Origin of the sequence: Stenotrophomonas sp. RS-48 (assembly GCF_030053245.1) — a bacterium.
Lineage (GTDB): Bacteria > Pseudomonadota > Gammaproteobacteria > Xanthomonadales > Xanthomonadaceae > Stenotrophomonas > Stenotrophomonas maltophilia_P.
Genome location: NZ_JASGBV010000079.1, coordinates 1 through 13658, shown reverse-complemented (window position 1 = coordinate 13658; position 13658 = coordinate 1). Strand labels below are relative to the sequence as shown.

At 66.4% G+C, this 13658-nt stretch carries 11 protein-coding genes and 1 rRNA gene; 4 read left to right on the top strand and 8 right to left on the bottom strand.

All coding sequences use genetic code 11. From position 1 onward, the window contains the following. A partial coding sequence (locus QMZ25_RS14495) for a cytochrome c oxidase subunit II (RefSeq protein ID WP_283219845.1) occupies positions 1 to 630 on the bottom strand: 630 nt, incomplete at its 3' end. An 11-nt stretch (positions 631 to 641) separates the two neighbouring features. Beyond that, the gene (locus QMZ25_RS14490; RefSeq protein ID WP_065182572.1) at positions 642 to 1118 is read right to left on the bottom strand and encodes a DUF2244 domain-containing protein; all 477 of its coding nucleotides are present in this window, start codon (positions 1116 to 1118) and stop codon (positions 642 to 644) included. Positions 1119 to 1391: 273 nt separating this feature from the next. On the opposite strand from QMZ25_RS14490, the gene putA reads away from it, so the two are divergent. Next, positions 1392 to 4610: a bifunctional proline dehydrogenase/L-glutamate gamma-semialdehyde dehydrogenase PutA gene (putA, locus tag QMZ25_RS14485; protein ID WP_065175448.1), complete on the top strand. Its 3219-nt coding sequence runs from the start codon at positions 1392 to 1394 to the stop codon at positions 4608 to 4610. Between the two features lie 118 nt (positions 4611 to 4728). Here the strand turns inward: putA and pnuC are convergent, their stop codons facing one another. After that, on the bottom strand, positions 4729 to 5328 hold the full coding sequence (gene pnuC, locus QMZ25_RS14480; protein WP_065175455.1) for a nicotinamide riboside transporter PnuC: 600 nt from the start codon (positions 5326 to 5328) through the stop codon (positions 4729 to 4731). 105 nt (positions 5329 to 5433) lie between these two features. Further along, positions 5434 to 6855, bottom strand: a complete 1422-nt coding sequence (locus tag QMZ25_RS14475) for an outer membrane protein transport protein (protein WP_065175449.1) — start codon at positions 6853 to 6855, stop codon at positions 5434 to 5436. Positions 6856 to 7081: 226 nt separating this feature from the next. On the opposite strand from QMZ25_RS14475, the gene QMZ25_RS14470 reads away from it, so the two are divergent. Continuing rightward, positions 7082 to 7774: a rhomboid family intramembrane serine protease gene (locus tag QMZ25_RS14470; protein ID WP_053520204.1), complete on the top strand. Its 693-nt coding sequence runs from the start codon at positions 7082 to 7084 to the stop codon at positions 7772 to 7774. Between the two features lie 39 nt (positions 7775 to 7813). Here QMZ25_RS14470 and QMZ25_RS14465 read toward each other — a convergent pair whose 3' ends face one another. Together QMZ25_RS14465 and QMZ25_RS14460 are read right to left on the bottom strand one after the other, a co-directional pair. Then, positions 7814 to 9250 (bottom strand): S41 family peptidase, encoded by a 1437-nt coding sequence (locus QMZ25_RS14465; protein ID WP_283219844.1) that lies wholly within the window; start codon positions 9248 to 9250, stop codon positions 7814 to 7816. A gap of 108 nt (positions 9251 to 9358) precedes the next feature. Continuing rightward, positions 9359 to 10657, bottom strand: a complete 1299-nt coding sequence (locus QMZ25_RS14460; RefSeq protein ID WP_283219843.1) for a peptidoglycan DD-metalloendopeptidase family protein — start codon at positions 10655 to 10657, stop codon at positions 9359 to 9361. Between the two features lie 95 nt (positions 10658 to 10752). Here QMZ25_RS14460 and QMZ25_RS14455 point away from each other — a divergent pair, with 95 nt between their 5' ends. Further along, positions 10753 to 11415, top strand: coding sequence for a hypothetical protein (locus tag QMZ25_RS14455; RefSeq protein ID WP_283219842.1), 663 nt, complete (start codon positions 10753 to 10755; stop codon positions 11413 to 11415). Positions 11416 to 11491: 76 nt separating this feature from the next. Beyond that, complete coding sequence (locus QMZ25_RS14450; RefSeq protein WP_283219841.1) at positions 11492 to 13207, top strand: M28 family metallopeptidase; 1716 nt, start codon at positions 11492 to 11494, stop codon at positions 13205 to 13207. Between the two features lie 146 nt (positions 13208 to 13353). On the opposite strand, the gene rrf is transcribed toward QMZ25_RS14450, so the two are convergent. Further along, positions 13354 to 13468, bottom strand: a 5S ribosomal RNA gene (gene rrf, locus QMZ25_RS14445). Continuing rightward, on the bottom strand, positions 13461 to 13658 hold a 198-nt coding region (locus tag QMZ25_RS14440; RefSeq protein WP_283219840.1), incomplete at its 5' end, for a hypothetical protein. The genes QMZ25_RS14440 and rrf, both read right to left, overlap by 8 nt.

Here is a 13658-nt window from a genome sequence, read left to right as displayed (position 1 = left end):
CCAGGCGTGGATCACGTCGTCGGAGGTGATGACGAAACGGACCTTGGTATCGACCGGCAGCACCAGCCGGTTGTCGACATCCAGCAGGTAGTGGGGATGGCTCTCGCGCGTCGGCACCTTGCCACTCTGCCGCATGCGGTCCGACTCGCGGTCCAGGCGGCTGGTGAAGGTGACGTTCTCGCCCAGGTACTCGTACTTCCACATCCACTGGTAGCCGGTGACCTTCACCGTCATCTCGGCATCGCGGGTGTCGTACATCTTGATCAGGTTGGCCGTGGCCGGCCATGCCATCACCACCAGGATGATCACCGGGATCACCGTCCAGATGATCTCGGCCTTGGTGTTGTGGCTGAAGGTGGCTGCGACCGCCCCCTTGGATTTGCGGAACTTGAAGATGGCGTAGGCCATCGCCCCGAACACGATCACGCCGATCACCGTGCAGACGATCAGCGAGAGATTGTTCGACTCCCAGGCCAGGCGCGAGGTCTGGGTTACCCCCTTGCCCATGTTCAGCTGCCACGGCTTGGGATCGGCCGCCTGGGCCCATGCCATCGCCGGAACCCATCCCCCGGCCACCACTGCGGCGGCCATTGCAACGCACTTCGTGCCCCACCTGCTGCTTTGCTTCATTGCCTAGACCCTTAGCGTCGTCGGTTGCCGCCATCGCTGGCGGCGAGCAAGCCTTCAAGTGTCTCTGCGAGCGTCTGACGTTCGGCCGGCGCGAGGAAACTCCCCACCTCCACCTGCCGGCCGCTGGACGCAAGCCGGACCCTCTCATCGTCGGCGAGCAGGCGCACCCAATGCGGGTGAGCCCGGAACACCGGCAATCCACCGGGTACGGGGATGACCTCCACATACGCCGGCACTACCCGGATTTCCTCCTGCCGTTCGCCGCTGCGCCACAGGGCACGTAACGCGGCTGCCAGCAACAGGCTGTACAGCAGCGCGAACAGGGGGGCGAATGCATTGCCGGCCAACCACCCCAGGGCGGAGACCAGCCACATCGCTCCCGACAACACGGTGAACAACAGGACGAACTGCCGGGCATCGAGCGCCCGTGGGGGACGCAGCCGCAGCTGCGTACCTGACCCATCTGGAGCTGGAAGCACCTCGATCATGTCGCAACCGCGTTCCTGCCGCGGGAAACGTCTCGATGGTAGCCCCGCCATCTCACCGGTAGCAAGGGTGCATTCACACTTTTTGCCATGCTGCAATACAGCATCCGCCCGGCGCCGCAAATGACGAATTCAGCACAAATAGAGTCGCACGTGCTGAACACGCTGAATCCACCACCGTTAGGGGCTATCAGCATTCACGAAGGCGGCCGCGGGGCACTTCCGAAGGGCGCAAAAATGATTAAAATCGCCAAGTTTTCCATTGGCCGGACCGGCATGAACGCACCCTCCTCCTCCCTTGCCGCCCACGACGCCCCGCGTCCTGGCGCGCTGCTGTCGCCGGAACTGCCGGCGTCCCCCAACCCGTTCCGCCAGGCCATTACCGACGCCTGGCTGAAGGACGAGGCCAGCCACGTCCGTGAGCTGCTGGCGCAGGCCCGCCTGCCCGCCGAGGAACAGGCCCGGGTGCAGGCGCTGGCCGCCGATCTGGTCGGCCGCGTGCGCGTGCGCGCCAAGGACCAGGGCGCGATCGAAGCCTTCATGCGCCAGTACGATCTGGGCAGTGAGGAAGGCGTGCTGCTGATGTGCGTGGCCGAAGCGCTGCTGCGCATTCCGGACCAGGACACCGCCGACAAACTGATCCGCGACAAGCTGGCCGACGCCGACTGGGAAAAGCACCTGGGCGGCAGTGACTCGGTACTGGTCAATGCCTCCACCTGGGGCCTGATGCTGACCGGCAAGCTGGTGCAGATGAACGATGCCACCCGTGCCGACGCACCCAGCGCGTTCAAGCGCTTGGTCGGACGCGTAGGTGAGCCGGTGATCCGCCTGGCCGTGCGCCAGGCGATGAAGATCATGGGCCATCAGTTCGTCATGGGCCGCACCATCAGCGAGGCGCTCGCGCGTTCGCACAAGGGCGACAACGCCAGCTATCGCTATTCCTTCGACATGCTGGGCGAAGGTGCCCTGACCATGAAGGATGCGCTGCGCTATCTGGAAGACTACCGTCGTGCGATCCACGCCATCGGCGGTGACCACAAGGCACGCGGCGGCCGTCCCGACGGCGACGTCAACAACGCACCGGGCATCTCGATCAAGCTGTCGGCGCTGTACCCGCGCTACGAACATGCCAAGCGCGAGCGCGTGCTGAAGGACCTGGTGCCGGGCGTGCTGGAACTGGCGCAGCTGGCCAAGAGCTACGGCATCGGCTGCACCGTCGACGCCGAGGAGTCCGACCGCCTCGAGCTGTCGCTGGACATCATCGAGCAGGTGTTCTGCGACGCCTCGCTGGCCGGCTGGGACGGCTTCGGCGTCGTGGTGCAGGCCTACCAGAAGCGCACCCCGTACACGATCGACCACTTGGCCGACATGGCCCGCCGTGCCGGTCGCCGCCTGCAGGTGCGCCTGGTCAAGGGCGCCTACTGGGATGCCGAGATCAAGCGCGCGCAGATCGAGGGCTACCCGGGCTACCCGGTGTTCACCCGCAAGCAGAACACCGACGTGTCCTACCTGGCCTGTGCCAAGCGTCTGTTCACGCATGCCGATGTGATCTACCCGATGTTCGCCACCCACAACGCGCACACCATCGCGGCCGTGCGCAGCATTGCCAACGGCGGCGTGTACGAGCACCAGAAGCTGCACGGCATGGGCGACGATCTCTACGCCGAAGTGGTGCCGGCCGATCGTCTCGGCCTTCCCTGCCGCGTCTATGCACCGGTCGGATCGCATGAGGATCTGCTGCCGTATCTGGTGCGGCGCCTGCTGGAAAACGGCGCCAACTCCAGCTTCGTCAACCGCATCACCGACGAACGCGTGCCGATCTCCGATCTGATCCGCGATCCGGTCGAGATGGTGTCCTCGTTCGAATCGATTCCGCATCCCAAGATCCCGCTGCCGGTTGACCTGCTGCGCAGCCAGAACCACGACAGGAAGAACTCCATGGGCGCCAATCTCGCCAACGACAACGAACTGCGCGCCCTGGCCGGGCAGCTCAACGCGGCAGTGAAGCCGTGGCAGGCCGCGCCGCTGGTGCCGGGTGCGACTCCCGCAGGCGCGCCGCAACCGGTAACCAACCCCGCCGATACCCGCGAAGTGGTCGGCCAGTGGCTGCCCGCCGATACCGCCACCGTGCAGAAGGCGCTGGCCAATGCCGTGGCCGCGCAGCCGGCCTGGAACCGCACCCCGGCAGCAAGCCGCGCCGCCATTCTCGAGCACGCCGCCGACCAGCTCGAAGCACGCATGCCCGAGTTCATGGCGCTGTGCGTGAAGGAAGCCGGCAAGAGCCTGCCCGACAGCATTGCCGAAGTGCGTGAAGCGGTCGACTTCCTGCGCTACTACGCCAAGCAGGCACGCGAGCAGTTCGGACATGCCGAGAAGCTGCCGAGCCCCACCGGCGAATCCAACGAGCTGCAGCTGCACGGCCGTGGCGTGTTTGTCTGCATCAGCCCGTGGAACTTCCCGCTGGCGATCTTCCTGGGCCAGGTGGCCGCCGCACTGGCTGCCGGCAACAGCGTCATCGCCAAGCCGGCAGAGCAGACCAACCTGGTCGGCTACTACGCCGTGAAGCTGCTGCATGACGCCGGCGTGCCGGCCGAGGTGGTGCAGTTCCTGCCGGGCGATGGTGCCACCGTCGGCGCGGCGCTGACCGCCGATCCGCGCGTAGCGGGCGTGGCCTTCACCGGCTCCACCGACACCGCACGTGCGATCAACCGTGCGATGGCCGCGCGTGATGCCGCCATCGGCGTGCTGATCGCCGAGACGGGTGGCCAGAACGCCTTCATCGCCGACTCCTCGGCGCTGCCGGAACAGCTGGTCAAGGATGCGATCGGTTCGGCCTTCACCTCGGCCGGCCAGCGCTGCTCGGCCGCACGCGTGCTGTTCGTGCAGGACGACATCGCCGACAAGGTGATGACCATGCTGGCCGGCGCCATGAAGGAACTGAAGGTCGGCGACCCCGGCCTGCTGTCCACCGACGTCGGCCCGGTGATCGACGCCGATGCGCTGAAGATCCTGCAGGACCATGCCGAACGCATGGACCGCGAAGCGCGCCTGATCGCTGCGGCTGAACTGTCCGCCGAGGCTGCCCACGGCACCTTCTTCGCACCGCGCGCGTACGAACTGAAGAACCTGGGCCAGCTGCAGAAGGAGATCTTCGGGCCGGTCCTGCACGTCATCCGCTGGAAGGGTGAGCAGCTGGACGCGGTGATCGAGCAGATCAATGCCACCGGCTACGGCCTGACCCTGGGCGTGCACTCGCGCATCGACGAGACCGTCGATCGCATCACCAACGGCATCCAGGTCGGCAATGTGTATGTCAACCGCAACCAGATCGGTGCAGTGGTCGGTGTGCAGCCATTCGGCGGCCAGGGCCTGTCCGGCACCGGACCGAAGGCCGGTGGCCCACATTATCTGCTGCGCTTTGCCACCGAGAAGACCGTCACGGTGAACACCACGGCCGCTGGTGGTAACGCCTCGCTGCTGACGCTGGGCGACTGATCACCGGGTTGATGTGGTCAACGAAAAACCCCGCGGAAGCGGGGTTTTTTGTGCCTCGCTTGCTGTAGAACCGAGCCCGCGCTTGGCTTTTCCGGCGCAGCCGAGCGTGGGCTCGGCTCTACAGGGAGCCAGGTGCCGCCGTGGCCTCGGCACGCATCAGATTGCGCCAGTGGCGCAACGCCACCAGTGCATTGATCCAGAAACCGACGTACAGGATCGACGTCAGGTGCAGGCCACGGCTGTAGTACAGGGGCACGGCGATCGTATTGACCAGCAGCCACACCCACCACGATTCCAGCTTGCGGCGCATCATCAGGATCTGCGCGATCACGCTCAGCACCAATACCGCCGAATCGACGTAGGGCGCATAGGCGTGGGTCAGGCGGGTCAGCATCCAGCCGTAGCCGAACGTGGCCAGGGCCGCCGTCGGCAGCAGCCACATTCCCGTGCGCGGGCGCAGCGAGGTGATCGGCAGCGGTGCGCCGTGGTTGCCACGCAGCCATTGCCACCATCCCAGCACGCTGATGGCGATGAAGAAGAACTGCAGCACCATGTCGGCGAACAGGTGTGAGCGCTCGAAGACAACGGCGAACAACGCGCAGCCGACGATGCCCAGCCACCAGGTGTGGACGTTGTTGCGTCCCGCCAGCAGGATCGAGCCTGCGACCGCTACGTTGGCGGCCAGCTCCAGCTGGAAGTTCGGATCGGACAGGTTCATGCGGCCATTGTCGTAGATCCACAGCCCGCGTGGATGCGCGCTGCACAAACAAAAGGCCCCGCTTGCGCGGGGCCCTTCGTGTACTGGATGAGGCCGAAGCCTGGATCAGAACTTGTACTGCAGCGATGCGGCCAGCACGTCGCCACTGACCTTGTACTTGCCGATGACGGTGTTGGCCGTCGCCGAGGTCGAGTAGATGTCCGGATCCTTGGTGAACAGGTGGGTGTAGCCCACGCTGTACTCCAGCTTGTCCGACGCTGCGTAGGTCATACCCAGCGACAGCCACTTGCGGGTGGTGTCCGGCACGCGGACGTCACGGTGCTCGTAGGTGGTCGGGGTCTGATCGTAGGCCAGGCCGCCGCGCAGGGTCAGCTTGTCGTTGACCTTGTAATCGGTACCGATCGCCGCGAAGGTGGTATCGCGGTAGTGGAACGGCAGCACGCTGTCCGGCTGGTTGGAGTCATAGTCGACGGTGACCTGGTCGAACTTGCTCCACGCAGTACGGGTGACTTCAGCCATGACCTGCCACTGGTCGTTCACCCGATGGGTGATGCCGACGGTCGCGCTGGCCGGCAGGGTGATGGTGGCGCGGCCGTTGCTGTCGATGAAGGTGCCGGTATTGGCCAGGAAGGCCGCGGCATTCTGCGGAATGGTGAAGTCGGCGGTGCCGTCGGTGATCTTGTGTTCGACCTCCGAGCGGTAGCTGAAGGCGATGTTGGTGCCTTCCACCGGGCTGACGGTCATGCCCAGGGTATAGCCGACCGACACTTCGTCACCCTTGATGCGCAGGTAGCCATCAGCAGTGCCCGGAGCGAAGCCCAGCTGGGCCGCCTGGCGGGCAGCAGCCTGCGAAGCGGCAGCGGCCTGGGCCGGAGTACCACCAGCCTGCAGCACGCGGGCGGCAGCCTGACGCTGGGCCGTGGCATTGATCGCGGTGCCGGTGTCGACGGCGCTGGTCAGGTCAACGTTCAGGCGCTCGGCGAACACCGAAGCACCAAACGACAGGTACGGGTTGACGTCGTACGAGAACGCGACGCCCAGGTCGATCGCCTGCAGTTCGGTCTTGACGCCGTTGTAGCGGCCGACCCAGTCACGGTCGTATTCGGTCTTGAAGCCGAACGGAACGGTCAGCGAGGCACCGAAGTGCATGTTCTCGTTCTCGCCGAACGGCAGGTGGAAGTAGGCCGCCGGGACCGGGGCGATCATGCCGGCGTCGCCGCCGTTGCCACCCGAGATCGGCGCGCCGTTGCCGTATTCGCCACGGCCGCGGAACTTGGCACCGAAGCTGATGGCGCTGACGTCGCCCTGCAGCAGGGTACCGTCGAGCAGACGCATGGAGGCCGGGTTGGTGGCGATGACCGAGGCGTCACCTTCGGTCGAGGTGGAGCCGGCGAAGGCGCGGCCCAGGCCCTTGGCGCTGTTTTCCTTCAGCTGGAAGGCAGCAGCGTTGGCGTCGGCGGCGGCCAGCGCACCGGCAACGCCGACGGCCAGCAGGGTCAGACGGGCAATGGTGGAAGCGGTTTGCATCGTAGTTCTCTCTCCGGTAAGCGGTGATGTTGCTCTGAGTGCGCCTGCGCCCGGCAGGCCCTGGGGCCCATCGGAGCGCGCCGGATTCCCCTCCCGACATACGACGCCGTATGCGAGTATTACCCAGAGCCGTTAATGAAACAATAACAGCGGCGGCGCTTTTTTCGTCGCAAAACCTGAACAGGAGCGCCCCCGCCACGGAGCCCGGCGCGCTAGGCTTGTCGCCATGTTCGTTTCCCTTCCGTCGCGCAAGAAGGCCGCCCTGCGCTGGGCCACACCCGTGCTGTTTGCGGCACTGTGGCTGGCTTTCCTGTGGTCGATCTCACGGCCGGATGATGCCAGGGGCAGCCTGTGGCTCGACTGGGGCGCGCTCTCCACCGGGCTGACCCATCCGCTGGACTGGTGGGCCACCCTGCAGGACGGCAGCGTGCTGCGCCTGTTCACAGCCCTGTTCCTGCATGCGGACTGGTCGCACCTGCTGGGCAATCTGGTCTTCCTGCTGATCTTCGGCCTGCCGGCAGAGCGGGTACTGGGGCCATGGCGCCTGTTGCTGCTGTTCCTGGTCGGCGGCGCGGTCTCCAACCTGGTGGCGATCTACACCATGGGCAGCCCGGACCAGATCATCATCGGTGCCAGCGGCGCGGTGTCGGCCCTGATCGGCGCCTACCTGGCCCTGTTCCCGGGCGCGCGACTGGGCGTGGTGATTCCCCTCGGCCTGTTCCTGGAGTTCGTACGCGCCCCGGCCTATCTGCTGATCGGCGTGTGGGCAGCACTGCAGGTGGTGTTCGCCTATATCGGCCCGACCTTCGGCATGGTGGCCTGGTGGGCCCACATCGGCGGCTTCGTGTTCGGCGTGGTGTATGGCGTGTACGTGCGCGCAGCGATCGCGCGCCGCCTGCGCAAGCGGCACGGGTTCTAAGCAACCGGCCGGCGCCGCCGGGCGTGGCCCGGCGCTACCTCAGGGCTTTGCCGGGGCCGGGCTCGGCTTTGCTTCCGGCTTTGCTTCCGGCCTGGCTTCCGGCTTGGCGGTCGCCGCGTCGGCGGCCTTTTCCGCTTCCGCCTTCGCGGCTTCGGCCTTCAGTCGCGCGGCCACCGAACCGGGATGCTTCAGTTCGGCGAGCGCATCGTTGATCGGGCCATCGCCCGGCAACACCGCGCCTGCCCGATAACCTTCGGTTCCTTCATCGTCGCCGCGCAGATGACCCGGCAGGGTGGCTTCGCTGTAGTCGCTCAGGCTGGCCGGCAGCGCGTCATCCTCAGGGCGCGGCGCAGGCTTGAGCTCCACATCCGGCACGATGCCGGTGGCCTGGATCGACTTGCCGCTGGGCGTGTAATAGCGCGCCGTGGTCAGCTTCACCGAATCGCCGTTGTCCAGCGGCAGCACGGTCTGCACCGAGCCCTTGCCGAACGTGCGGCTGCCAACCACGCGTGCGCGGCCATTGTCGCGCAATGCACCGGCCAGCACTTCCGAGGCGCTGGCCGAACCCGCATCGGCCAGCACCACCACCGGTGCGCCCTTCAACAGGTCGCCCGGCGTGGCGTCGAAACGCGCATCGCTGATGCTGATGCGGCCCCGCGTACTGACGATGTTGCCCTTGTCCAGCAGATCATCGGCCACCTGCACAGCGGCGGTCAGCAGGCCACCCGGATTGCTGCGCAGGTCCAGCACCAGCCCCTTCAGCGTTCCACCGGACTGCTTCTGCAGCTGCTGCACATGCTTCTGGAAATCCGAACCGGTGTCGGCCTGGAAGGTACTCAGGCGGATGTAGCCATAGCCCGGTTCGAGCAGGCGGCTGCGCACGCTGGTGACGCGGATCGTCTGCCGGGTCAGGCTGACATCGAACGGTTTCGGCCGGCCGTCGCGCACGATGGTCAGCACCACCTTGCTGCCGGCCGGGCCCCGCAGCGGCTCACTGGCATCGATCGCACTGATCGGCTTGCCATCGATGGCGATGATCAGATCGCCCGCGAGGATGCCGGCCTTGGCCGCCGGCGTGTCATCGATCGGCGCGATCACCTTCATGCTGGCGTTGTCCGGCTGCTGCTGCAGCTCGACGCCGATGCCCTCGTAGGCACCGGAGGCCTGCTCGTCGAAGGCCTGCGCATCTTCCTTGTTGAAATACGTGCTGTGCGGGTCGAGGTCGAGCAGCAGGCCACGGACCGCCGACTGCATCAGCTTGTTGTCGTCGACCGGGTCGACATAGGCCGCGCGCACCGCGTTGTACACCGCCACGAAACGGCGGATGTCTTCCAGCGGCACCTTCGAGGTCACCGCCTCCTCGCTGCTCGCCGCCTGCCCGCTGTTCGCAGCGGTCGGGGCCGGCGCGGTCTGCTGCGCCCAGGACAGCGCTGGCAACAGGGCCAGCAAGAGGGTGGCGGTACGGGCTGCGCGCATGGAGCACTCCTGTCGACGGTGGCATCGTGCCCAAGGCACAGGCTCCGATTATGCGCGAAGCACAGCTAAATTCCCGTTGAACCCACGCAGTCCGTGCAGGCCCCGGGTTCAGCGGCGCTGCAGCCAGCTGTCCGGATTGACCGGCTGCCCACCACGACGCAGCTCGAAATACAGCGCGGTCACGCCCTGGCCGCCGGAGTTGCCGACCTTGGCGACCGCATCGCCACGGCTGACCCGCGCACCTGCATCCTTCAGCAGCGTGTCGTTATGCGCATAGAGGCTCATGTAGCCGTTGCCGTGATCGACGATCAGGATCATGCCGTAACCGGTCATCCAATCGGAGAAGACGACCGTGCCATCGGCTACCGCGGTCACCGTGCTGCCGGCCGGGGCACCGATCAGCACGCCGCTGCTGGTGCGGCCATCCGGCAGCTTGCCGCCATAGCGTGCCAGCAGATTGCCCGACAGCGGCCACCCCAGTCCCCCCACCTTCGGTGCCGGCGCCGATGCCACGGCCGGCGGCACCTTGGTCGACGGCGGCGGTCGGCCTTCGGCGGCGGCCTGGCGTGCAGCGCGTTCGGCGGCGGCCTTCTCCGCGGCAGCCCGGCGCGCTGCCGCGCGACGCTCGGCTTCGGCCCGCGCTGCGGCCGCGCGCAGATTGGCCAGCAGGGTTTCCAGTGCCTTGGCATCCTGCCCCAATGCCTGTTCCTTCTCGCGCCGGTCCTTGAAGCGTTCGTCCAGCGAGGCCACGGTCTGCGCACGTTCGCGACGATCCGCCGCCAGCGCAGCCGCCTGCTGCTTCTGCTCGCGCTGGGTCCCCTGCAGCTGCTGCTGGCGTTCGGCAATCTGTGCCTGCAGCGCCTCCAGTTCCTTGAGATCGGCAGTCAATGCGGTGATGCGCTGCGCGCGCTCGCGCTGCAGGTACCGGTGGTAGGCCAGTGCACGGTTGGCATCGGCCACCGTGTCCTGTGACAGCAGCAGCTTGAGCGGGGCGTGGTTGCCCAGCTGATAGGCCGCGCGCAGCAACCCGGCCAGTTCGCGATGCTGCTGCGCCAGGTTGGACTGCAGGGTCGTGCGACGTCGCTCGGCCTCGGCCAGTGCCTGGTTCTGCTCGCGCAGCGCCGCCTCGGTCTGGGCCAGCACACGGCCGCTGCGGGCCACCTTCTCATCGGCCGCGCGCAGCTGCTGAGATGCCTGGCCACGCTGGCCCTCAAGCTGGCGGCGCTCCTGCGCGACGCCCTTCAGCTCGCTGCGCAGCTTCTGCAGCTTGCGCTCCGTTTCGCGCGTGTTCTGTGCACCTGACGGAAGCGGCAGCGCCAATGCCAAGGCCAGCCCCAGCAGCAGGCAGCGCCCGCCGCGGGCAGCGGCGATGTGATGTCGGCGTGAGGGGAAGGCGTTGTTGCGCAAGGGCTTTCCAGTGACTTCAGGCAGTTGCAGGGGCGATTGGGGAATGGTGACATCAACGCACGCGGCCTGCCAGCCGCACATCCACCGAGGGACCCATGAACATTCGATCCATTCCGCTGCTGTTGGGCGTGCTGCTGACCAGCAGTCCCGCCTGGGCACAGGACAACATCAGCAAGGTCAACGGCAGCATCACCGCCGAAGCCGGGCAGCGCTACGGCAAGCTGGATACCGTCAACGGCGGCATCCGCGTCGGCGAAGGCAGCGAAACCGGCAGCATCGATACCGTCAACGGTGGGGTGAAGGTCGCCGACCGCGCCCGTACCGCCAGCATCGAAACGGTCAACGGCGGGGTGCGCCTGGGCCGTGAGGTGATCGCCCGCGGCAACGTCAGCACGGTCAATGGCAGCATCTTCAGTGATCGCGGCAGCCAGATCGAAGGCGGCGTGGAGACCGTCAACGGTGGCATCGGCCTGGTCGAGAGCCGCGTCAGCAAGGACGTGGAAACCGTCAATGGCGATATCACCGTGGGCATCGGCTCCCAGGTCGACGGCGGCGTGCGCGTGCGCAAGCCCAGCTTCAGCGTCTCGCTGACGGCCGTCCGCAAGCCGCGGGTCATCATCGGCCCGAACGCCGTGGTCAGTGGCGCCCTGCACTTCGAGCGGGACGTGGTGCTGTACGTGCACCGCACCGCGCGCATCGGCCCGGTCAGCGGCGCCGATCCCATTCCGTTCGACAGCGAAACCGCGCCGGCGGACTGAGCCCAACGATTCGGGGATACTCCCCGTTCCCGGCCGCACCACCGTGCGGCCCTCCCTTGTTTCCCAGGAACCGATGATGCCCCGCAAACTCCTCCTGTGCCTGGCCGCCGCGGCCGTGCTCAGTGCCTGCAAAGGCAATGACTCCCCGGCGCCGAGCGCCGGCACCGACAGTACCGCCCCGTCCACCGCGACCGCGGGCCATGCGTTCTCGCCGGAGATCAATGCCGCCGATTTCGCCGAGATGGTCAAGACCCTGGCCTCCGACGAGTTCGAAGGGCGAGCACCGGGCAGCAAGGGCGAAGAGCTGACGGTCAACTACATCCGCGACCAGATGCAGCGCATCGGCCTGAAGCCAGGCAATGGCGACAGCTGGTTCCAGGACGTGCCGATGACCGAAACCACGGCCGATGAGTCCACCGTGCTGAAGATCAACCAGGGCGGCAAGACCACCGAGCTGAAGTTCGGCACTGACATGGTGGTCGGCACGCGTACCGGTCAGGCCGAGATCAGCATCGATGCCAGCGACCTGGTGTTCGTCGGCTACGGTGTCGATGCACCGGAACAGAAGTGGAACGACTATGCCGGCCAGGACTGGAAGGGCAAGACGGTCGTCATGTTCGTCAACGACCCGGGTTTCCACGTCGATGACGAGACCCTGTTCGACGGCAAGCGCATGACCTATTACGGCCGCTGGACCTACAAGTTCGAGGAGGCCGCACGCAAGGGCGCCGCTGCTGCCCTGATCGTGCACGACACGGCCGGCGCCTCCTACGGCTGGGACGTGGTGAAGAACTCCTGGGCCGGACCGCAGTACGACCTGCCGGCCAAGGACGATCCGGAAGCACGCATCCCGGTGCAGGGCTGGCTGAGCGCCGACGCCGCACGCTCACTGTTCGCCGCTGCGGGCCTGGACCTTGACCAGGCCTACAAGGACGCCAGCAAGCGCGGCTTCAAGCCGGTGCCGCTGAAAGCCACCGCATCCGTCGACCTCAAGAGCCGTATCGCACAGAAGCAGTCGCGCAACGTGGTCGGCGTCCTGCCGGGCACCAAGCGTGCCGACGAGGCCGTGCTGTACATGGCCCATTGGGATCACCTGGGCAAGCACGAGGGCGAGGAAGGCGACAACATCTACAACGGTGCGATCGACAATGCGACCGGCGTGGCAGGCATCCTGGAAGTCGCCGAAGCGATGGCCCACCAGGATCCGAAGCCGGAGCGTTCGGTGGTGTTCCTTGCCGTGACCCTGGAAGAATCCGGCCTGCTCGGCTCCAAGTACTACGTTGCGCATCCGACTTTCCCGCTGGACAGGATCGCCGGCGTCATCAACATCGACGCCATGTCCGTGGCCGGCCGCGCCAAGGACGTGACGGTGACCGGCTTCGGCAGCTCCGAGCTGGAAGACATCCTCAAGCCGCTGGCGGCGGCCCAGGGACGCACCCTGCACGGCGAAAGCTCGGTACAGAGTGGCTTCTACTTCCGTTCCGACCACTTCAATTTCGCCAAGGCAGGCGTCCCGGCGCTGTACGCCGACGGCGGCGAAGATCTGCGCGAAGGTGGGGTGGAAGCCGGCCGCAAGGCAGCAGCCGACTACGGCGCCAACCGCTACCATGGCCCGAAAGATGAGTTCGATGCGGCCAGCTGGAAGCTGGACGGCACTGTCGAAGACCTGCAGCTGATGTATGGCGTCGGCAAGGAGCTTGCCGGTGGCGACCGCTGGCCGAACTGGTATGAAGGCAATCCCTTCAAAGCCGCCCGCGACACGATGATGAAGGCCAAGACCCCGGCCCGCTAACGTCGCGCCATGCTCGACTGAACGCTATCGAGGTCAGAGCGGCGCCCTACGGGGCGCCGCTTTTTTTGTGCGATCGCAGCTCGGTGGCCGCTTTCCGCGCATAAAGAAAAACCCCGCTGCGCGAGCAGCGGGGTTTTGGGTGTAAACCCTGGCGATGACCTACTCTCGCATGGCTTGAGCCACACTACCATCGGCGCGGCTGCGTTTCACTTCCGAGTTCGGGATGGGATCGGGTGGTTCCACAGCGCTAATTTCACCAGGGAGACGGTTGCAGCAGCGCCTGCGGCGCCAGCTTCGCGATCTTGCCCTTGGGGCGGAAGCCACCCGGAAAACGCAGTGCCTTCATTAAAAGGAAAAACCCCGCTGCGTGAGCAGCGGGGTTTTTGGGTATAAACCCTGGCGATGACCTACTCTCGCATGGCTTGAGCCACACTACCATCGGCGCAGCTGC